Source organism: Mesorhizobium sp. M1409 (genome assembly GCF_040317535.1).
Taxonomy (GTDB): domain Bacteria; phylum Pseudomonadota; class Alphaproteobacteria; order Rhizobiales; family Rhizobiaceae; genus Mesorhizobium.
Map to the genome: position 1 here is coordinate 22,073 of NZ_JAMYKV010000040.1, position 20,956 is coordinate 43,028.

The 20,956-nt window shown below is 63.8% G+C and carries 19 protein-coding genes; 7 read left to right on the top strand and 12 right to left on the bottom strand.

The genetic code is table 11. The features are described 5' to 3' along the window. The first annotated feature begins 70 nt into the window (after positions 1 to 70). The 3 genes from NKG99_RS25565 to NKG99_RS25575 all read left to right on the top strand — a co-directional run bounded on the left by NKG99_RS25565 (position 71) and on the right by NKG99_RS25575 (position 3,864). Positions 71 to 1,027, top strand: coding sequence for a LysR substrate-binding domain-containing protein (locus NKG99_RS25565; RefSeq protein ID WP_352871635.1), 957 nt, complete (start codon positions 71 to 73; stop codon positions 1,025 to 1,027). Positions 1,028 to 1,109: 82 nt separating this feature from the next. Next, entirely contained in the window at positions 1,110 to 2,741 is a 1,632-nt protein-coding gene (gene xseA / locus NKG99_RS25570; protein ID WP_352871637.1) for an exodeoxyribonuclease VII large subunit, read from the top strand. 4 nt (positions 2,742 to 2,745) lie between these two features. Continuing rightward, positions 2,746 to 3,864, top strand: a complete 1,119-nt coding sequence (locus NKG99_RS25575; protein ID WP_352871638.1) for a DmpA family aminopeptidase — start codon at positions 2,746 to 2,748, stop codon at positions 3,862 to 3,864. Positions 3,865 to 4,062: 198 nt separating this feature from the next. Here the strand turns inward: NKG99_RS25575 and NKG99_RS25580 are convergent, their stop codons facing one another. From NKG99_RS25580 to ehuR, 11 genes are all read right to left on the bottom strand, one after another. Continuing rightward, on the bottom strand, positions 4,063 to 4,317 hold the full coding sequence (locus NKG99_RS25580; RefSeq protein ID WP_352731361.1) for a hypothetical protein: 255 nt from the start codon (positions 4,315 to 4,317) through the stop codon (positions 4,063 to 4,065). A gap of 446 nt (positions 4,318 to 4,763) precedes the next feature. After that, positions 4,764 to 5,762 carry a N(2)-acetyl-L-2,4-diaminobutanoate deacetylase DoeB gene (doeB, locus tag NKG99_RS25585; RefSeq protein ID WP_352871639.1) on the bottom strand — a complete coding sequence of 333 codons (999 nt, stop codon included), beginning with the start codon at positions 5,760 to 5,762 and terminating at the stop codon, positions 4,764 to 4,766. A gap of 5 nt (positions 5,763 to 5,767) precedes the next feature. After that, positions 5,768 to 6,958: an ectoine hydrolase DoeA gene (doeA, locus tag NKG99_RS25590; protein WP_352871640.1), complete on the bottom strand. Its 1,191-nt coding sequence runs from the start codon at positions 6,956 to 6,958 to the stop codon at positions 5,768 to 5,770. 200 nt (positions 6,959 to 7,158) lie between these two features. Continuing rightward, positions 7,159 to 8,151 (bottom strand): ectoine utilization protein EutC, encoded by a 993-nt coding sequence (gene eutC, locus NKG99_RS25595; protein WP_352871641.1) that lies wholly within the window; start codon positions 8,149 to 8,151, stop codon positions 7,159 to 7,161. After that, positions 8,148 to 9,140 carry a hydroxyectoine utilization dehydratase EutB gene (eutB, locus tag NKG99_RS25600; RefSeq protein ID WP_352871642.1) on the bottom strand — a complete coding sequence of 331 codons (993 nt, stop codon included), beginning with the start codon at positions 9,138 to 9,140 and terminating at the stop codon, positions 8,148 to 8,150. The genes eutC and eutB overlap by 4 nt, the downstream gene beginning before the upstream one ends. A gap of 5 nt (positions 9,141 to 9,145) precedes the next feature. Further along, positions 9,146 to 9,925, bottom strand: coding sequence for an ectoine utilization protein EutA (gene eutA / locus NKG99_RS25605; RefSeq protein ID WP_352871643.1), 780 nt, complete (start codon positions 9,923 to 9,925; stop codon positions 9,146 to 9,148). Between the two features lie 3 nt (positions 9,926 to 9,928). Then, positions 9,929 to 10,588, bottom strand: coding sequence for an ectoine/hydroxyectoine ABC transporter permease subunit EhuD (gene ehuD / locus NKG99_RS25610; protein ID WP_352871644.1), 660 nt, complete (start codon positions 10,586 to 10,588; stop codon positions 9,929 to 9,931). A gap of 34 nt (positions 10,589 to 10,622) precedes the next feature. Then, entirely contained in the window at positions 10,623 to 11,282 is a 660-nt protein-coding gene (gene ehuC, locus NKG99_RS25615) for an ectoine/hydroxyectoine ABC transporter permease subunit EhuC (protein ID WP_352871646.1), read from the bottom strand. A 164-nt stretch (positions 11,283 to 11,446) separates the two neighbouring features. Beyond that, the gene (gene ehuB / locus NKG99_RS25620) at positions 11,447 to 12,298 is read right to left on the bottom strand and encodes an ectoine/hydroxyectoine ABC transporter substrate-binding protein EhuB (protein ID WP_352871648.1); all 852 of its coding nucleotides are present in this window, start codon (positions 12,296 to 12,298) and stop codon (positions 11,447 to 11,449) included. A 67-nt stretch (positions 12,299 to 12,365) separates the two neighbouring features. After that, positions 12,366 to 13,151, bottom strand: a complete 786-nt coding sequence (gene ehuA, locus NKG99_RS25625; protein WP_352871649.1) for an ectoine/hydroxyectoine ABC transporter ATP-binding protein EhuA — start codon at positions 13,149 to 13,151, stop codon at positions 12,366 to 12,368. Positions 13,152 to 13,274: 123 nt separating this feature from the next. Continuing rightward, complete coding sequence (gene ehuR, locus NKG99_RS25630; protein WP_352871650.1) at positions 13,275 to 14,660, bottom strand: MocR-like ectoine utilization transcription factor EhuR; 1,386 nt, start codon at positions 14,658 to 14,660, stop codon at positions 13,275 to 13,277. An 83-nt stretch (positions 14,661 to 14,743) separates the two neighbouring features. Here ehuR and NKG99_RS25635 point away from each other — a divergent pair, with 83 nt between their 5' ends. The 4 genes from NKG99_RS25635 (at position 14,744) to NKG99_RS25650 (ending at position 19,560) form a co-directional block, all read left to right on the top strand. Continuing rightward, positions 14,744 to 15,235, top strand: coding sequence for an Lrp/AsnC family transcriptional regulator (locus tag NKG99_RS25635; protein WP_352871651.1), 492 nt, complete (start codon positions 14,744 to 14,746; stop codon positions 15,233 to 15,235). Between the two features lie 293 nt (positions 15,236 to 15,528). Further along, positions 15,529 to 17,022 carry an NAD-dependent succinate-semialdehyde dehydrogenase gene (locus NKG99_RS25640; protein ID WP_352871652.1) on the top strand — a complete coding sequence of 498 codons (1,494 nt, stop codon included), beginning with the start codon at positions 15,529 to 15,531 and terminating at the stop codon, positions 17,020 to 17,022. A gap of 31 nt (positions 17,023 to 17,053) precedes the next feature. Beyond that, complete coding sequence (locus NKG99_RS25645; RefSeq protein ID WP_352871653.1) at positions 17,054 to 18,433, top strand: aspartate aminotransferase family protein; 1,380 nt, start codon at positions 17,054 to 17,056, stop codon at positions 18,431 to 18,433. Between the two features lie 17 nt (positions 18,434 to 18,450). Beyond that, positions 18,451 to 19,560, top strand: a complete 1,110-nt coding sequence (locus NKG99_RS25650) for an alcohol dehydrogenase family protein (protein ID WP_352871707.1) — start codon at positions 18,451 to 18,453, stop codon at positions 19,558 to 19,560. A 248-nt stretch (positions 19,561 to 19,808) separates the two neighbouring features. On the opposite strand, the gene NKG99_RS25655 is transcribed toward NKG99_RS25650, so the two are convergent. Continuing rightward, positions 19,809 to 20,828 (bottom strand): isopenicillin N synthase family dioxygenase, encoded by a 1,020-nt coding sequence (locus NKG99_RS25655; RefSeq protein WP_352871654.1) that lies wholly within the window; start codon positions 20,826 to 20,828, stop codon positions 19,809 to 19,811. Positions 20,829 to 20,956: the final 128 nt, after the last annotated feature.

Genomic DNA, 20,956 nt, shown 5'->3' on the forward strand with positions numbered 1-20,956 from the left:
CATGATGCGATTGATTAATCCAACGAATGTTTCTAATCCTAGGCATCAACACTAGTGATGGATCATATCGATGAAATCGCCGCTCGATCTGGATCAATTGCAAACTTTCATCTCGATCGCCGACACCGGCAGCTTCACCAGAGCCGCCGAAGAGGTGCACCGGACCCAGTCGGCGGTGTCGATGCAGATGCGCCGGCTGGAGGAGCGGATCGGCAAGCCGCTGTTCGAAAAGGACGGGCGCACCAACAGGCTGACCGAGGAAGGCGACAAGCTGCTCTCCTACGCGCGCCGGCTGCTCTATCTCAACCGCGAGACGCTGGCGGCTTTCGACGACCGGCGGCTGGAAGGCACGATCCGCATCGGCACGCCCGATGATTATGCCGACCGTTTCCTGCCGGAAATCATGGCGCGGTTCACGCGCTCCAATCCGCGCGTCGAACTGACCGTCATCTGCGAGCCGACGCCGGGGCTGGTCGAGCATATCAAACGCGGCAATCTCGACCTGGCGCTGGTGACGCACAACGACGTACGCGGCCAGTCGGAGGTGGTGCGGCGCGAACCGCTGCTGTGGGTCACCTCGGCCAACCATGCGACGCACGAGCAGCAGACGCTGCCGATGGCCTTTGGCCGGCCGAACTGCATCTGGCGGCGCGCCGCCGTCGAGGTGCTCGACCAGCAGAACCGCGACTATCGCATCCTGTTCACCAGCTTCTCGGCCACCGTCATCACCGCCGCTGTGCTTTCGGGCCTGGCGATCTCGGTGCTGCCGGAATGCGCGCTGCGGCCGGGCATGCGGGTGCTGGGTGAAGCCGACGGCTTCGGCGCCTTGCCCGATTGCCGCATCGGCATCATGCGCGGCCAGACGTCGCGACCGGAGATCGTCGATGCGCTCGCCCGCCATATTTCGGAGAGCCTGGACAATATTTCCGTGCCGCTCAGCGAAGACACCGGGACATTCGATTTCGCAGCGCTCGCCTTCAGCAAGCTGCGGCGAACCAAGCCAAACCAGATCCTGCCCGGTTGGTAGGCGGGTCAGGCATGCGGGTTATGAACGCCTGGCCTGGCGCGGCCACCTTGACGCGGGCGCCCAACCGTTCCCCAATCGGCCGATGAGCGACGCACCATCCGAATCACGCACCAACGCCGCCGAATACACGGTGAGCGAGATTTCCGGCGCGCTGAAGCGCACGGTCGAGGACGTCTTCGGCAATGTGCGGGTGCGCGGCGAAATCTCGGGCTATCGCGGGCCGCATTCCTCAGGTCATGCCTATTTCGCGCTGAAGGACGACCGTGCCCGGCTCGACGCCGTGGTGTGGAAGGGCACGATGAGCCGGCTGAAGTTCCGCCCCGAAGAGGGGATGGAAGTGATCGCCACCGGCAAACTCACCACCTATCCCGGCAAGTCCAACTATCAGATCGTCATCGACAATCTGGAGCCGGCCGGCGCCGGCGCCCTGATGGCGCTGCTGGAAGAGCGCAAACGGCGGCTGCAGGCCGAGGGCCTGTTCGACACCGGCCGCAAGCGGTTGCTGCCATTCATGCCGCGCGTCATCGGCGTCGTCACCTCGCCAACAGGGTCCGTCATCCGCGACATCATCCACCGCATCAAGGACCGGTTTCCGCTGCACATCCTGGTCTGGCCGGTACGTGTGCAGGGCGAAACGTCAGGCGCGGAAGTGACCGCCGCGGTCAACGGCTTCAACACGCTGGCCCGGGATGGCGCCATCCAGCGCCCCGATCTACTGATCGTGGCGCGCGGCGGCGGCAGCCTCGAAGACCTCTGGGGCTTTAACGACGAGGCGCTCGCCCGTGCCGTTGCCGCCTCCGTGATTCCGGTGATTTCGGCCGTGGGCCACGAGACCGACTGGACGCTGATCGATCTCGTCGCGGATGTGCGGGCACCGACCCCGACCGGTGCGGCCGAGATTGCAGTGCCGGTGAAGGCGGACCTTGAAGCCACGCTTGCCAGCCTCGGCGCGCGGCTCAAGGCGGCGGTCCTGCGCAATTTCGAACGCAAGCGGCAGGCCGCCCGTGCGGCCGCCCGTGCTCTCCCCTCGCCCGATCAATTGCTGGCGCTGCCGCGGCGACGCCTCGATGATGCGACATCTAGGCTCGGCCGCGACCTGATGGTCTCCACCGAACGAAAGCGGGCACGGTTCTTCGCTGTGAAGCTGACGCCGGCGATGCTGTCCCAGCGGATTGCCGAGGCGCGGCGCACCAACGAGCGCAATCTTTTGCGGGCACAAGGGGCGCTACGCGCGTTGGCAAGAGCCCGACGTGCGGAATTAAATCGTGCGGCGGACCAGTTGCCAAAATGCGCCAGGGCATCGCTGCAGCGGCACAGGCAGCAGCTGGCTTTGCTGCAAGGCCGCATCACGATCGAGCCCACAGCGCGGCGGCAACGGGTGCAGAGGGATTTGCTGACAGCATTAACCAGACGCGGCACGCAAGCCGTGGTGCTCAGGCTGGAGCGTTTGCGCGGCCGCGTTGTCCAAGCCGACAGGCTGATGGCGACGCTGTCGCACAAGGCGGTGCTGGCACGCGGCTTCGCTTTGGTGAAGGACTCCGACGGAGCGGTGATCAAGCAGGCGTCGGAGGTGGCGTCGGGAATGGCGCTTTCGCTTGAGTTCGCGGATGGCACCGCCGATGCGATTGCAACCAGCGGCACGGCAAAACCGAAGGCGGTGGCCAAACCAGCAGCCAGGGCCAAAGAGCCCGGCAACCAGGGATCGCTGTTCTGAGACCATGACCGACAATCCGGACCATCTGGCAACGCCTTCCGGCAAGCCGCGCGCGCGGAGTTTTGGCATCGGCTTCGACGGGACACCCGGGCCGCTCAACGCGATCACCGATGTGCCCGGCGTTGCGGTCGGTTACGCGACGGTGATTTCCGGCGACGGCGCGCTCGTCGTCGGCCAGGGTCCGGTGCGCACCGGCGTGACCGCGATCCTGCCCAGGCCGTGCGCCGACCTTGCAACGCCGGTCTTCGCCGGCATCTTCAGCCAGAACGGCAATGGCGAACTGACCGGCTCGCACATCGTCGAGGAAACCGGCGCTTTCAACTTTCCGATCACCATCACCAACACGCATTCCTGCGGTGTCTCACGCGACGGCACGCTGCGCTGGATGCAAAGCGTGCTGCCGGCGGCGCTCGACAGCGCCTGGGGCCTGCCGGTGGCGGCGGAGACCTATGACGGCTTCCTCAACGACATCAACGGCCACCATTTGACTTTTGAGCACGTCGCCCAGGCCCTCGACGGTGCGACCAGCGGACCGATCGAGGAAGGCAGCGTCGGCGGCGGCACCGGCATGATCACCTTCGGCTTCAAGGCAGGTTCAGGGACCGCGTCGCGCGTCGTCGAATGGCAAGGCCATGCCTACACCGTCGGCGCCTTCGTGCAGTCGAATTTCGGCAAGCGACACAATTTTACCATTCGTGGTCTGCGTGCCGGGCCGGAACTCGTCGAACCGACGATCCGCGAAGGTGCGCCGCGCGCCGAAAAGGGCTCGATCATCGCCGTCATCGCCACCGATGCGCCGTTCCTGCCGCACCAGATGAAGCGGCTGGCACTCCGGGTGCCGCTCGGCGTCGCCATGACCGGCGGCTTCGGCTATCACAGCTCCGGCGATATTTTTCTCGCCTTCTCGACTGCTAATCCCGCAGCGGCTCTGGCGCCGTCAGGCAGCATCGCCAGTGCCGATTTCATCCCTGACACCGACATCGATCCGTTTTTCGACGCGGTGATCCAGGCCGTGGAGGAAGCGATCCTCAACGCGCTGGTCGCCAATGACGACATGAGCGGACGCGACGGCAATTTCGTGCCGGCGCTGCCGAAGGCCTGGCTGAAAGAAAAATTTGGCTGAAAGCGATCGTTGAAACGAAAACGCGGGCCAAACAAAGCCCGCGTGTTTCAGATGGGGGTCGCCCCCTAGAGCAGTTCACCGTTCACGGAAACGGCGAACCGCTCCAATTTCTTGTCTCGACGCAATTCCCAAGGGAAAGCGCTATGCGCTATTCCCGGGAAAACCGTTTCACATTTTTCCTGGAATTGCTCTAAGCGGTCATTCCGCGGCTTTGCTGGACGCCTGCTGCTGCTCGTCGGCCTCGGCCGCTTCCTCGAGCCTGGAGGCAATGAGTTCCTTGATGTCGCCGACTTCCTCCTGGATATCTTCCAGGGGTATGCCGACTTCGGCCGCCTTGGCGGCGCATTCCTTGGCCAGTGTCTCGGCCTGCTTCTCGATCCGGGCCTCGGAAGGCTGGCAGTGGACCTTTTCGCCGATCCATTCCTGCAAGAATTCGATCGCGTGTTCACTCATACTGCTATTCCCTTGCGGCAAAGCCGGTTGGTAATCATAAACGTCGGCACCCCGCAAAGGATGCATGTCCCCATTCCAGCCGAGTCGCGGCCATTCGGCAAGCCGATGCCGTCCAAGGTCCACAGAGCCATAGGAAATCGAGGGGTCAAGAACATTTTCTGATTCTGGAGGAGTCGGTACCGTTGGCTGGGTCTCGCCCAGCGTTGCGCATTGTTTCTATTTGCTTTTTTCCGGTTTCCGAGCCGATTTTCGTCACAATAGATGGCGCAACACACAACACATTTACAGTTGCTTCGGGGTGCTGCCCTCAGGCGCGCGGATCGAAGCCGCCGCTATATAGTGACATCTTCATGCAATGTCGACTCTGCTCGCCATCCTGCTTCTTTCCGCCGCGCCGAAGGGCGGAAACAAGCTGGGACGGACAACCTTGCCGCAGGGTTCAAGCTTCAGACGTGCACAGCCAAGACCGCCGCGCAGTCGCCGGCCTTGACCAGGCCGGGGAAATGCCGCGCCGCCAGCATGCCCGACATTTTTGCCCGGATTTCCTGGGGGGCGATGCCGGTGCGACCGGTGGAATGGATGCGGGCCAGCACCGCGCCTTCTTCGACGGGCTCGCCAAGATCGATCATGGTTTCGATCATGCCGTCATCCTCGGCGAACGAAAAACAATCGCCCGATGGCATGTCGAGCCACTGCGTCGGGCTCTTCTCGACCGCCCCGGCAACGATGCCGGTATGACGCAGCACATTGAGAATACCGCGCCGCGCGATCCGTACGGTTTGCGCGCGGGAGGTCCCGCCGCCGCCAAGCTCGGTGCTGACAAAGACCTTGCCCATCTCCTCGGCAGCCGTGTCGTACATGCCGACAGCGTCGATCTCGATCATGCGCATCGAGAACGGGGCAGAAAATGCCGCAACCGCGTCGAAAGCTTTCTGTTCCAGTGGCTTGTCGGGCAAAGTGTGCGCGGCGCAGAACGGCACGAAGTCCAGTGTCCTGCCGCCGGAATGGAAGTCGAACACGATGTCGGCGCGAGGCAGCAGCTCACGTTGAAAATAATCGGCGATCTTCTCGGTCACCGTGCCGTCCGGCCGGCCGGGAAAACTGCGGTTCATATTGCCCTTGTCGATCGGCGAGGTGCGTGTGCCGGCGCGGAAGGCCGGATAGTTCATCGCCGGCACGATGATCACCGTACCGCTGACATGCTTGGGATCGAGCGTGCGGGCGAGATCGTAGAGCGCCAGCGGCCCCTCATACTCGTCGCCATGGTTACCGCCGGTCAGCAGTGCTGCCGGCCCCTCGCCGTTGCGGATGACGCAGATCGGGATCATCACCGAGCCCCACGCCGAATCGTCGCGGCTGTAGGGCAGACGAAGGAAACCATGCTGGACGCCGTCACGGTCGAAATCCACCGTCGGCGCGATCGGTGATGGGCGTAGACTCGACATCGGGTTCAATCCTTCACCACCAGTTTGCGCGGCACATTGGCCAGGCACTCTACACCGGTTTCGGTGATCAGGATGGATTCGGTGATTTCCAGTCCCATCGTCTCCAGCCACAGCCCGGTCATGAAATGGAAGGTCATGCCCGGTTTGAGCTCAGTGCGGTCGCCGGGACGCAGGCTCATCGTGCGTTCGCCCCAGTCCGGCGGATAGGACAGGCCGATCGGGTAACCGGTGCGGTTGTCCTTGACGATGCCGTATTTCTTCAGCACGCCGAAGAAGCCGTTGGCGATATCTTCGCAGGTGTTGCCGGGTTTCGCTGCCGCCAGGCCCGCTTCCATGCCCTCCAGCGTTGCCTTCTCGGCATCGAGGAATTCCTGCGTCGGCTTGCCGAGGAAAACGGTGCGCGACAGTGGGCAATGGTACCTGTTGTAGCAACCGGCGATTTCGAAGAAGGTGCCCTCGCCCCGCTGCATCGGTTTGTCGTCCCAGGTCAAATGCGGCGCCGAGGCGTCGGCCCCCGACGGCAACAACGGCACGATCGCCGGATAGTCGCCGCCAATTCGCCCCTCTGGGCCGTCGACGCCGCGCGTGCCGGCATCATAGATCTCGGCGACGAGATCGCATTTGCGCATGCCGACCTCGATCTTGTCTACGATGCGCTGGTGCATCGCCTCGACGATGCGGGCGGCCTTGCGCATATAGTCGATCTCGGTCGGGCTCTTGACCGCGCGCTGCCAGTTGACCAATGCGGTGGCGTCGACGAAGCGGGCGTTGGGCAGATGCCTCTGCAGCGATGCGAAAGCGGCGGCAGAGAACCAGTAATTGTCCATCTCGACGCCGATGGTGAGCTTGCCCCAGCCGCGATCGGCAAGCACGCTCGACAAGAAATCCATCGGGTGGCGCTCGGTCGACTGCACATAGTGATCGGCATAGCCGACGATGTTGTCATGCGCGAGATAGGCGGTGCGCTTGGCGCCGTTGGCGTCCTGGCCGCGGCCATACCACACGGGCTCGCCCGACGGCGGAACGATGACGGCCTGATGCACATAAAACGACCAGCCGTCATAGCCGGTCAGCCAAGCCATGTTGGAGGGATCGCTGACGATCAAGAGGTCGACGCCCTTCGCTTCCATGGCTTTGCGCGTCTTGGCTAGGCGTTCTGCATATTCGCCTCGCGAGAATTTCAGGTTCGGCTGCATTGTTCTTGGTCCTCGTTTGTTGGGCCTCGGAACCCGCTTCAACTTCGTTGAATCTGGCTCCAGTCAATTTTCTTGTTTGAGCATGATCCCTTCGGAAAACCGGTTCCCACTTTTCCGGATCATGCTAATTTTCTTGTTTGAGCATGATTTCTCCGGAAAACCGCTTCCCGCTTTTCCGGATCATGCTCCTGCGGCCAGCATCAGCTTTCGAAAATGGTCCCGGAATTGGCCGCCCGCGCACGGTCGCGGGCGAGCGTGGCTATTGCCGTATCCTGCACGCCGGTGCCGGTCAGGTCGGCAATGGTGATGTCCCCGGCCGAACGCCGGCCGTGTTTTGCGCCAGCGATGATCTGGCCAAGTTCGGTCACCTCCGCATCGCCAGCCACCACACCCGCCGCGATGGCATGATGCAGTTCGCCCAGGCGCCGCGTCTGGCGGGCACTGTCGGCGACATAGAGATCGGCCATGCGCAGGATTGCCGGGGCGATCTCGTTCTTGTGCTCGGCGTCGGAGCCCATCGCGGTGATGTGCTGGCCCGCGGAAACAAACCCCGCCTTGATCAGCGGCTCGGTCGCCGGCGTCGTGGTGACGATTATGTCGGCGCCGACGACCGCGTTTGCAGGGTCGGATTCGACGCGTACGGTGATGCCGAGCTTTTCGCGCAAGGCAGCGGCGGTCATCTCTGCCTTGGCGGCATCGCGCGCCCAGATGCGTGCCTCGGCGATCGGCCGCACCAGCATGAGCGCTTCGAGTTGCAGCCCGGCCTGAACGCCGGCACCGAAGATCGCGGCAACCGACGAGTCCTGCCGCGACAGATGTTTGGCGGCGACGGCACCGGCGGCGGCCGTGCGGATGTCGGTCAGATAACCATTGTCGAGCAGCAGCGCCTCGACCAGACCGGTTTTGGCCGACAACAGCACCATCATGCCGTTGACGCTGGGCAGGCCGAGCTTCGGATTGTCGAAGAAGCCGGGGCTGATCTTGATGGCGAAGCCATCGATGCCCGGCACATAGGCGGTCTTCACGTCGACCTCGCCGCGATGCTCGGGAATGTCGAGCCGCATGATCGGCGGCATAGCCACCGGCAGGGTGGCGAGCGCGCGGAAGGCGTTTTCAATGCAGGCTACGGCATCAAGATCGAGCGTCACGATCGCGCGCAATTCAGCTTCGGTGAGAATTGTAATCCGGCTCATGCTGCGCGCTCCTTGAGCGACGGTGCCTCGCCGCAAACGATCTTGCGGTGCAGGTCCATGTCGATGTTGCGGCCGGAAAGCAGAACAATCACCGGCCCGTCCGACCTGACCTTGCCGGCGAGCAGCGCCGCGATGCCGACCGCGCCGGCGCCCTCGACGATCTCGCGTTCTCGTTCGTAGGCATGGCGGATCCCGGCGGCGATCTCGTCCTCGCCAAGCAGTATGACATCGTCAAGCAGGTCGCGGCACATGGCGAAGGTCAGCCGGTTGTCGAGGCCGATGCCGCCGCCGAGCGAATCCGCCAGCGTCGGCAACTCCTCCACCAGCACCGGATGGCCGGCATCGAGGCTGGCCTTCATCGCCGCACCGCGCGCCATCGAAACGCCGATGATTTTTGTCCCGGGATTGACGCCTTTGATGGCTGCGGCAACGCCGGAGGCGAGCCCGCCGCCAGAGAGCTGGACCAGAACGAGGGCAGCATCCGGGACCTGCTCGATCATCTCCAGCCCGAGCGTGCCTTGCCCGGCAATGATGGAAGGATGGTCGAAGGGTGGCAGCATCACCAGCCCCTCCTGCGCCACCAGCCGATCGACTTCCTGCTGGGCATCGTCCTGGCTGTTGCCGACGATGCGGACTTCCGCGCCAAGCCGGCGGATTTCGTCGAGCTTGTTGCCCGGCACCAGCCGCGACATGCAGATCACCGCGCGCATGCCTTCGAGCTTCGCCGCATGGGCAAGCGCCCGGCCATGATTGCCGGTCGACGCCGCGACCGCGCCGCGCGCCTTCTCGTCGGCGCTCAGCGAAGCGACGGCATTCGAGGCGCCGCGCAGCTTGAAGCTGCCGGTGGTTTGGCGATGTTCGAGCTTGAGGTGAACCTGTGCGCCCAACTGTTCGGAAAGACTCGGGGACAGCACGGTCGGCGTACGCTCGACCTTGCCGGCGATGCGCTCACGCGCGGCGCGAATGTGTTCTAGCGTAACCTGTGTCATGATCATCAATCACGCGGCAATGGCAGCGTCATCAGACGGCCGGATTCGGGATGGGCTGTCTCGTCGCCGCAAAGCCGCAGACAATTCCAGGCGGTCGCCTGGTTGCTGGTCACCACGGGACGGCCGATCGCCTTTTCCATGCCGGTGACCGCGAGGGCAGCACGCAGCGCCGTGCAGGACACGAACAGCGCGTCGGCGCTGGCATCGGTCGCATCACGCGCCAGATCGACAAGCGCTGCCGGGGCGATGCGCGCCATCTCGCGGTCGTCCTCGAAGCCGAGACAGGTGAAGCTGGCGATGTCGAACCCCCGCGCCGCGAAATAGGCCGCCATCGGCCTAGATGTCTCGACCGTGTAGGGCGTGAGAATGCTGATCCTGTTTGCGCCGAGCGCACGCAGCCCGCGTACGCCCGCCCTCGGCGGCGTGACGACGGGCACGCCGGGTTTGGCGGCCTGGATCGCGGCCTCGATCTCGGCATCGCCGATCACCACCGAGGCCGACGTGCAGGAATAGCAGATGGCATCAAGCGGCTCATCCGGAAGGATCAGGGCCGCGCCCGCCGTCAGCGCCGGCTGCATCTTGCGCAGATTTTCCGGTGTCGTCGGGTTGGCGTAGGGAATGCGCGCGACGTAGACGCCGATCCGCTCGCTCGCCACCATGCGGCGAAAATCCGGCTCGCTGGTGTGGTCGGTGGCTAGGATGATCAGGCCGACGCGACGCTCAAGCGGGCGCGCATCCAGTGACGGCCGTTTCGGATAGACCTTTATCTCGGGCAAGGGTTTCATCGGTTACCTCTCGATCTTGCCGTAGCGGCGTTCCAGCCAGCGTAGCAGAATGACCGAAAACAGACTGATGACGAGGAAGAAAGCACCGACCAGCGTGATCGGCTCGATGTAGCGATAATAGGTGTTGGCGACGCTTTTCGCCTGGTTCATCAACTCCAGCACGGTGATCGCCGACAGCAGCGGCGTTTCCTTGAACATGGCGATGAAATAATTGGCCAGCGCCGGGATCATCGGCGGAATGGCCTGCGGAATGATGATGTGGGTCCAGGTCTGCCTGGCGCCGAGATTACACGCCTTGGCTGCCTCCCATTGGCCGCGCGGCACATTGTCGATGCCGGCGCGGTAGACTTCCGCCGTATAGGTGCCGTAGTGCAGCCCGAGCCCGATGACACCGGCCACCAGCGGCGGCAACAGGATGCCGATGTCGGGCAGGACGTAGAAGATGAAATAGAGCTGCACCAGCAACGGCGTGCCGCGAATGAACTCGGCCAGGAAGCCGACCGTGCGCGACAACGCCTTGTTGGGCGAGCGGCGCGCCAGCGCGATGCCAAGACCGACGATCGCCGCCAGCACCGAACCGAGCAGCGTCGCCAGGATGGTGATCTTCACCCCCTGGATCAGCGTCGGCATGATTTCCCAGACGAAATTCCAATCCCATTCCATCAGCAGGCCCAATTTATCAGAAAGGCATTCGCCATCAGACGCGCATCCCATCGAGGCCGCGCGCCATGCGGCGTTCCAGCGAGCGCACGCCCCATGAGATGAGCAGCGCCAGGATGAAATAGATGAACAGGATGGTGGTGAAGGGCACCATGGTGTTACCGGTCTGGGCGCGCACCACCTGCGCCTGGAAGGTCAGGTCGGTGAGCGAGATCAGCGACACAACGGCGGTCGCCTTGAGCAGTTCGATGGCGTTGTTGCCGAAGGTGGGCAACATCACCAGCAGCGCCTGCGGCAAGATGATGTGACGCATGGCTTGCCAGCGGCCGAGATTGAGCGCGGTGCAGGCCTCGTATTGTTCGCGGCCGATCGACTGGATGGCGCCACGCACCACTTCGGCGGCATAGGCACCAACATTGAGGCCGAGCGCCAGCACGCCGGCCTGCAGCGGCGTCAGCGAAATACCGGCAAAAGGCAGCACGAAATAGGCCCAGAACAACTGCACGAAGATCGAGGTGCCACGAAAGAATTCGATATAGGCGGTGGCCAGCGCGCGCAGCACGAAGAAACGCGACAGCCGCCCCATCCCGGCGAGAAAGGCCATGAACAGGGCAAGCACCGACCCCATCAGCGTCAGCTCGATGGTGACAAGCGCTCCCTGCAATATCAGGCCGACATAGCCGGACCACTGGGTCATCTAGGTTCCAACGTTGGTTTAGCTCCTTCTCCCCGTTGACGGGGAGAAGGTGCCGGCAGGCAGATGAGGGGCGGCGCTAAACTCTCAGAAGTTGGCGCTGCCCCTCGTCCGGCCCTTCGGGCCACCTTCTCCCCGTGAAACGGGGAGAAGGAAAAAGAAAAGCCCTACTTCGCCGCGCAGAGCTTGTCGCGCGTCGTCGACATCGCCGCTGCCGCCGAGAAGCCGTAGGGCTCGATGATCTTGGCGAACTCGCCCGATGTCTTCAGCTTGGCCAGTTCGACGTCGAAGGCGTCGCGCAGCGCCTCGTCGCCCTTCTTGAAGGCGGCGCCGTCGCAATAGACCGGCGCGCCCTGCACCGGCGCGATGACTTCGAGGTTCGGATCATTGGCTTTCTTGACCAGGTCGTTGATCGACAGAACAGGCAGCGAGTAAACGTCGATGCGGCCATCCTGCAGCATCTTCACGCCGCTCTGGCCATCCGGCACAACGATGACACGCTCGCGCGGCACGCCGGCATTGAGCGCCAGTTTCTCTTCGGTGCCGCCGCCGGGCGCGCCGATGGTTGCGGTGGCGTCCTTGGCGACATCCTCATAGCTCTTGAAACCCTTCGGATTGCCCTTCTTCACCAGCATCGCCTCGGCGTCGCACAGCACCGGTTCCGAATAGGCAACGGCGGCGCAGCGCTCCGGCTTCATGAACAGGCCGGCGGTGACGACGTCGAAGCGCCCGGCCTGCAGGCCGGGGATCATCGCGCCGTACTCCGAGATCGAGGCGACGATGTCGGCGACGCCGAGGCGCTTGAAGATCTCGCGCGCCACATCGGGCGCAGCGCCCGAAACCTTGCCGTCGGCGGCGACCGCCGTATAGGGCGGCTCGTTGGCGATGGCGACGCGGGCAAAGCCTTGCGCCTTGAGCTGCTCGAGCTTGCTGTCGTCGGCCGAACCGGCGGTCGAGGCGGCCAGCACCGCGGTTAGCGCAAGGCCGGCGACACCGGCCAGAATGCCAAGTTTCTTCATTGTTCCCAACTCCTTGTTTCTTGTCTTGCTTTTGTTCCGGATGGCCTCGCCACCCCTGGCATTGCGGTCAGACGCGATGTCCGGCCGCGATGATCTTCTTCAGGAAGCCTTGCGTACGCTCCTGCTTTGGATTGCGGAAAATCTCGTCGGGCTTGCCTTCCTCGACGATCTTGCCGCGATCGAAGAACAGCACCCGGTCGGCGAAATCATGGGCAAAACCCATCTCGTGGGTGACCAGCAGCATGGTCATGTCGGTTTCGGCGGCGAGCTTGCGCATGACGTTCATCACCTCCTCGACCAACTCCGGATCGAGCGCCGACGTCACCTCGTCGAACAGCATGATCTTCGGCGACAGCGCGAGTGCTCGGGCGATCGCGACGCGTTGCTTCTGCCCGCCGGACAATTGCGCCGGCATGCTTTTAGCCTTGTCGGCCATGCCGACCATCTCGAGCAGTTCCATCGCCCGCTTTTCGGCGGCCGCACGCGGCGTGCCCTTGGTCAGCATCGGCGCCAAAGTGACATTGTCGATGACGCATTTGTGCGGAAACAGGTTGAACAGCTGGAAGACCATGCCGATCTTCTGGCGCATCCTTGTGAGGTGCCGCTCGTCGGCGGGCAGCAACTGGCCGTTGCGCTCCATGTGGTAGAGTTGCTCGCCGTCGATCTGGATATGACCGCCATCGATGCGCTCCAGCGTCATCAGGATGCGCAGGATCGTCGTCTTGCCCGAGCCCGACGGGCCGATCAGCGCCAGCTTCTCGCCAGGCATGACCTGCATCGACAGGCCGTCCAGCACTTTGAACGTGCCGAAGCTTTTGGAAATGGCGTCGATCTTGATGATGGGCGTGGGCACTGCGGTTCCCCGTCCTGGAGAGGTCTATGCTCTTAACGATGCGGAACGCGCCAAATCATGTCAATTGGGAAAATAATACCATGACAATTATTCTGATTCCGCACAATTTCCGAGCACTTCGGCCTAGATAGCGAGCAACAGATGTTCCGGATCGCCAAGCAAAAGCTTGGTGACAACGCCGAGGCCGGCGCGCAGTTCCCCTTCAGTGGTCGAGCCCAGCGAGATGCGCACCGCCGGATGCCAGGGCGCATCCGAAATGCGGAAGGATGTGCCGGGCGCGATCGCCACGCCCTGCAGCCGGGCCTGGGCGACAAAACTTTCCTCGGCGCGGTCGGCGGGCAGTTGCAGCCAGACATGCAGCCCGTCGCGCCGGGCGCGATAGTCGACCCCGGCCAGCACCTCCGCCGCGATATCCAGCCGCCGACGCAGCGCCGCGCGCTGCCAGTGGACAAGTTCCATCGCGGTGCCGTCGGTCACCCATTTGGTGGCGATCTCGGCCACCAGCGGCGTCGCCATCCAGTTCGAGACCAGATGCCGGTTGGCGACGGCGGCGACATAGCGGTCGGGCGCGGCGAGATAGCCGATGCGCAAGCCTGGCACCACGATCTTGGTAAAGGAGGTGACGTAGAGCGTGCGCTCTGGCGCAAACGCGGCGACCGGCGGCGGCCGGTCCTCGACCAGCGGGCCGAGCACATCGTTCTCGATGATGGCGATGTCGTGCTTGCGTGCGACGGCGGCGATCTGCTCGCGCCGCGCCGCATCCATCAGCGTCGCCGTCGGATTGATCACCGAGGGCTGCACGAAGACGGCGCGGATATCGGAAAGCCGGCAAGCCTCGTCCAGCGCTTCCGGGATCAGCCCATTGTCATCAATCGGCAGCCCCTCGAGGTTGAAGCCGAGATAGCGGGCCAGCGGCACCAGCGTATGGTGGCCGATCGCCTCGGTGGCAACCGTCGAGCCCGGCGGCGCCACGCTCATCAGCGCCACCGTCATGCCGGCGGTGGCGCCGTTGGTCAGGCTTATGTTCTGCGCGGAGGTGTCGAGCCCGCACAGTCGAAGCCATTCGACCGCCACCGCGCGGTGACGTGGAAACACCATGTTGGGACGGAACGAAAGTGCCGAACTCGACGGCAGATTCTCCGCCAGCCAGCCCAGCGCCTGCTTCAGCCGCTCCAGATGCATCGGTTCGCAGACAGGCTTCAGGATCGACAGATCGATGACTTCGCCGAGCCGCTCCGGCAGATAAGGCGGTTCCGGCTCGCGGCGCTGCGTCTGGACGAAACTGCCGCGGCCGATCTCGCCCGAAATCAGGCCGCGGCGGATCAATTCCTCATAGGCGCGGCTGACGGTCTGCACCGAAAGTTTGAGGTCGTCGGCCAGTCGGCGGTGGGTCGGCAGCCGCGCACCATTGGCAAGGCGCCCGTCATGGATGGCGCGCGCGAACTGGTCGGCAAGCGACTGATAGGCTGGCCGTCGGATGAGCTTGGGATCGGGACGCCACAATGTCATGACTTATTAGAGATCGAAATCAGTGCAATTGACAATCGAAATAATGCGCCCTCATGGTACCGTCGACGAAAAAGTGGGCCCTTATGACTTCAGCGAAACTCGACCCGATCGACCTGAAAATCCTCGACGCCATCCAGCGAGACGGACGCATCACCAAGCTGGCGCTGGCCGAACAGGTCGGCCTGTCGCCGACGCCGTGCTGGATGCGGCTGCGCAAGCTGGAAAAGGCCGGCATCGTCTCGGGCTATCACGCCAGGATCGCCATGCGCGTCGTCGCCCCCGTCGCCACCGTGCTGATGGAGGTGACGCTGGCCAACCACCGCCAGGCCGATTTCGACCGCTTCGAGCGCGTCATCCGCGACATTCCCGAGATCGTCGCCTGCTGGTCCGTCGGCGGCGGCGTCGACTATGTGCTGAAGGTGATGGCGCGCGACATCGACGCCTACCAGCGCCTGGTCGATGGCTTGCTCGAGCGTGAAATCGGCATCGATCGCTACTTCACCTACATCGTCATCAAGACAGTGAAGGACGAGATTGCGCTGCCCATAGCCGACCTTTTGCCGGCGTCGGCTTGAGGTCGATCTCCCCTACTGTACACCCCAGGAGACTGATCGAAACACCCGTCACTTCGTCATCCACGGGCGGAGCAAAGAGCGCAGCGACGCGGCGCAGACCCGAGGATGACGAAGGCGGGGAGCTTTCGGCCAATCTCCAGGGTTTAGTAGCGCCCATCGGCCAGTAGAGAGATCATCTGCGCCCACGGGCCAATAGAGACAATCTCTCTCTATGGGGCTGTCCAAACAGCCTCTCTGTCCGCATAGGACGGATAGTCTTCCCCGCATCATTCCGAACCGGGAGGCCTCGAACCATGTCCGCGCATTTTGCCCGCTCGCATCGCCATGAAGCGCTCGATCGCCTCGTCGACCGCCGGCTGCTGCGTGAGCTCGCCTATATCGATGGGCACTGGACGGCAAGCGAAGCCGCCGGAAGCTTCGAAGTCACCGATCCGGCCACCGGCACCACCGTCGCTTTCGTCGCCGCGCTCGATGGCAAGCAGACGACAAAGGCGATCGATGCCGCCGCGCGCGCCTTTCCGGCGTGGCGGTCGCTGTTGCCGCAGGAGCGCTCGAGGATCCTGCGAAAATGGTTCGAGCTGATCATCGCCGCAAAGCAAGACCTCGCTCTGCTGATGACACTGGAACAGGGCAAGCCGCTGCGGGAGTCGCTCGGCGAGATCGACTATGCCGCCTCCTTCGTCGAATGGTATGCCGAAGAAGCAAAACGGCTGAACGCCGAGAGCGTCACAAGCCATCTGCCGAACGCCGAAATGATGGTGCGGCGTGAACCGCTCGGTGTCGTCGGTGTCGTCACGCCGTGGAATTTTCCGGCGGCGATGCTGACCCGCAAGGCGGCGGCAGCTCTGGCCGCCGGCTGCACCATCGTCGCGCATCCCTCCTCGGAAACGCCGTTGTCGGCGCTGGCGCTGGCCGAACTTGGCGAACGCGCCGGCCTGCCTGCAGGCGTCTTCAACATCGTCACCGGCAAAGCCGCGACAATCGTCGGACGGATGTGCGAAGATCCGCGCGTTCGCGCCATGAGCTTCACCGGCTCGACCGAGATCGGCAGGCTGATCGCCGCGCAAAGTGCGCCGACCATGAAGCGGCTGGTGATGGAGCTTGGCGGTCACGCGCCGCTGATCGTCTTTGCCGATGCCGATCTGGACAAAGCGCTTAACATTGCCATCGATGCCAAATTCGCCACGTCGGGCCAGGACTGCCTCGCCGCCAACCGCATGTATATCCAGCGTCCGATCTACGATCGCTTCTGCGCAGCTTTCGCCCAGCGCATCGAGACGCTGCGGACCGGCAATGGCCTTGCCGACGATACCGACATCGGTCCGCTGATGCATGAGCGCGCCGTCAAGAAGGTCGAGGAACAGGTCGCCGACGCGCTGACCCACGGTGCCCGCTGTCTCACCGGCGGCAAGCGCCATGAGACCGGGACGCTATTCTACCAGCCGACGCTGCTGGCCGATGTCACCGATGAGGCGCTGATCATGCGCGAGGAAACCTTTGGTCCGGTTGCCGCCGTGACGCCTTTCGACAGCGAGGACGAGGTGATCACCCGTGCCAACGCCACCGAATATGGCCTCGTCGCCTATGTCGTGACCGAGAACGGCGCTCGCCAGCAGCGCATGGGCCGCGCGCTCGACTACGGCATGGTCGCCATTAACCGCGTCAAGATCACCGGCGCGCCGATCCCGTTCGGCGGCGTCAAGCAATCCGGCATCGGCCGCGAGGGTTCGCGCCACGGGCTCGAAGCCTTCACCGATCTGAAGTATCTCTGCCTGGACATCTCGTAATTCGTCCGGCCATCCCTCAAGGAGTCAAAAAATGCTCGACCAGTCCAACGAACTCGCCGCCTGGGATCGCGATCACTTGTTCCATCCCTCGACCCATATGGGCACGCACGCGCGTGGCGAGAGCCCGACGCGCATCATGGCCGGCGGTGAAGGCGTCACCGTGTGGGACAACAATGGCAAGAAGAGCCTCGATGCGTTCGCCGGCCTCTATTGCGTCAATGTCGGCTACGGCCGTCAGAAGATCGCCGATGCCATCGCCGCCCAGGCGAAGAACCTCGCCTACTACCACGCCTATGTCGGCCACGGCACCGAGGCCTCGATAACGCTGGCCAAGATGATCATCGACCGCGCGCCGAAGGGCATGTCGAGGGTGTATTTCGGCCTGTCGGGATCGGACGCCAACGAAACCAACATCAAGCTGATCTGGTATTACAACAACGTGCTCGGTCGGCCGGAGAAGAAGAAGATCATCTCGCGCTGGCGCGGCTATCACGGCTCGGGCGTGATGACGGGATCGCTGACCGGGCTCGACCTGTTCCACAACGCCTTCGACCTGCCGCGCGCGCCGATCCTGCACACCGAGGCGCCCTACTATTTCCGCCGCGCCGACCGCTCGATGAGCGAGGAGCAGTTCTCGCAACACTGCGCCGACAAGCTCGAGGAGATGATCCTGGCGGAGGGGCCGGAAACGGTCGCCGCCTTCATCGGCGAGCCGATCCTCGGAACCGGCGGCATCGTGCCGCCGCCCGCCTTCTACTGGGAAAAGATCCAGGCGGTGCTGAAGAAATACGACGTGCTGCTGGTCGCCGACGAAGTGGTGACGGGCTTCGGCCGGCTGGGCACCATGTTCGGCTCCGACCACTATGGCATCAAGCCGGACCTGATCACCATCGCCAAGGGTCTGACCTCGGCTTACGCGCCGCTATCGGGCGTCATCGTCGCCGACAAGATGTGGCAGGTGCTGGTGCAAGGCTCCGACAAGCTCGGCTCGCTCGGTCATGGCTGGACCTATTCGGCGCATCCGATCTGCGTTGCCGCCGGCGTCGCCAATCTCGAATTGATCGACGAGATGGACCTGGTGACCAATGCGCGCGAGACCGGCGCCTATTTCCGCGCCGAGCTGGCCAAGGCGGTCGGCGGTCACAAACATGTCGGCGACGTGCGCGGCGACGGCATGCTGGCAGCGGTCGAGTTCGTTGCAGACAGGGACGACCGGGTGTTCTTCGACGCTTCGCTCAAGATCGGGCCGCAGGTGGCGACAGCGCTTGCCGCAAGCGGCGTCATCGGCCGCGCCATGCCGCAGGGTGATATCCTGGGCTTCGCGCCGCCGCTCTGCCTGACCCGTGAGGAAGCCGACATCGTCGTTTCGAAGACCGCCGATGCGGTCAAGAGCGTGTTCGCCAATCTCTGAGATCGACCATGAACGCCATGACTAAGAATGCCATGACCAGAACCCTCCCCGCCACCATGGCCGCCGTGCTGCTTACCGGGCACGGCGGTCCGGAAAAACTAGTCTACCGCGGTGATGTGAAAGTGCCCGCGCCTGCTCCTGGTGAGGTGCTGGTGAAAGTCAGCGCCTGCGGGATGAACAACACCGATGTCTGGGTGCGCCAGGGCGCCTATGGCACGGAGGAGGACGCGGCCGCGGTGTCGACATGGCGGCGCCAGGGCAACACGCTGAGCTTCCCGCGCATCCAGGGCACCGACACTGTCGGCACCATCGCCGCTGTCGGCGAGGGTGTTTCGCCTGACCGTATCGGCGAACGGGTGATGGTCGATTTCTCAATCTACAACCGCGACGACGATTCGCTCGCCGACATCGACTATATGGGCCACGGCCGCGACGGCGGTTACGCCGAGTACCAGGCCGTGCCGGCCGAGAATGCCCATGTCGTCGACACGGACATGACCGATGTTGAACTCGCCACCTTCTGCTGCGCCTATCTGACCGGCGAACAGATGCTGGAACGCGCGGGCCTGAAAGCCGGCGAACGCGTGCTGGTCACCGGCGCCTCGGGCGGCGTCGGCTCCGGCATCGTGCAATTGGCACGGGCGCGCGGCGCCGTCCCCTATGCCGTCGTCGGCAGGGGCAAGGAGCAGGCGGTGCGCGACATCGGCGCCGAGGCTGTCATCACCCGTGGCGTTGCAGACCTGCCGCAAGCGGTGGCCGAGGCGACCGGCGGCCAGCCGATCGACGTTGTCGCCGACCTCGTCGGCGGCGCCATCTTCAACGACCTGTTGCGTATTTTGAGACCCGAGGGCCGCTACACCACCGCCGGCGCGATCGCCGGCCCGGTCGTGCAGCTCGATCTCAGGACCATGTACCTGAAGCAATTGCAGCTGCACGGCTCGAGCCAGGGCACGCGCGCGGATTTTCGCCGCATCGTCGGGTACATCGAGGCGAAGAAAATCCGGCCACTGGTCGGCGGCGTCTACAAGCTCTCCGATTTCCACCATGCGCAGGCGGATTTCATCGCCAAGGATTTCGTCGGCAAGCTGGTGGTGGTGCCGGATGCGATGTGGGGTTCGGCTGGCTGAATAACCTATGCCTCAACACTGCCTCGATGCGGAAATGATTGCGCCGTCCGAAACCAGCACGAAAAATGGCCGGGCTCGAATACGGCCCGGCCAAAAGAAGGTCAAAACCTTCAGAGGGGAACACCGTCCAGCGGAATGGGAGGAAACCGCCGAACGATTTTACCTATTTGAGCTTATTTCGACGGCTTGGCGACGAATGGAATTCCAAAAAATATCGAAAACGACAAAAATACGTGCTCAGCAGCCTCTCACGAGCCCGCGGCTCCGGTCTCGAGAAGATCGGCATAGTGGCGGCGTGCCACGTCGGGATGTGAACGCAGCCGGCTCTTGAGCACATTGGTGCCGACATCGCGGAACAATGGATTGTCGGGATCGCTTGCCGGTCCGCGCGCTTGCGCCGCCAGTTCCTCGGAAAGGCCGAGAAGCGGGATGGTGGCATCGAGCCGCGCACTGAAGAAAAAGGGAACGGAAATCCGCTCGACGCCGGCAGGCGGTGTGACGACGCGGTGCACGGTGGCGCGCAGATAGCCATTCGACGCCAGTTCGAGCAGTTCACCGATGTTGACGACCAGCGTTCCGGGGAGCGGGTCGACATTCACCCAGCTTCCGTCATATTCGACCTGCAGCCCCTTGTTGTCGTCCTGCAGCAGCAGGGTCAGGAAGCCGCCATCCTTGTGCGCGCCGACGCCCTGGTCGGTACCGGTCGCGTCACGGCCGGGATAGCGCACGATCTTCATACGATGGTTGGGCGAGTCGCGGTAGATCGCGTCGAACGCGTCCTCGGGCTGATCGAGCGACAGTGCGAAGGCTTTCAGCAGCCGGATCGCCACCGCCGTCGCCCTGGTCTGCCACGCCAGCAGCGCCGGCTTGAGATCCGGCAGTGCCGAGGGCCACTGGTTCCGCCCTTGCAGCCGCGTCCAGGGTGCTACTCCCGGCCCTTGCGGGATGGGCTGGCGCTCGACGCCGATGTCGAGCTGCTCGCGCCAGTCGGCCGCGCCCCTGGTCAGTTCACCGCCGGCGCGGGTGTAGCCGCGAAACTGCGGGGACTTGACCATTTCGATGGCCAGCTTGTCGGCTTCCGGCAATGCGAAGAACCGGCGCGAGGCATCGAGCACGTCGTCGATCTCCGCGGCGGAAATTCCGTGGCCGCCGAGGTAGAAGAAGCCGACGTCCCGGGCCGCCGTACGCAGGTCCAGGAGAAAGGTGCGATGCTCGGACGCACCTTGTTCGAGACGGCTGAGATCGAGCACCGGCACAATCCTGGGCATGGTCGGGTTCCTTCTTTTCTCTGCCTTGCCTGGGAGAAGTGGAAGCGACCACAGGCAGGAGATCCGAGCACGGATCGCGCCTCCAAAGTGGCACGCGACGACCGCCGATCAAAGCAATGGGCACGCCA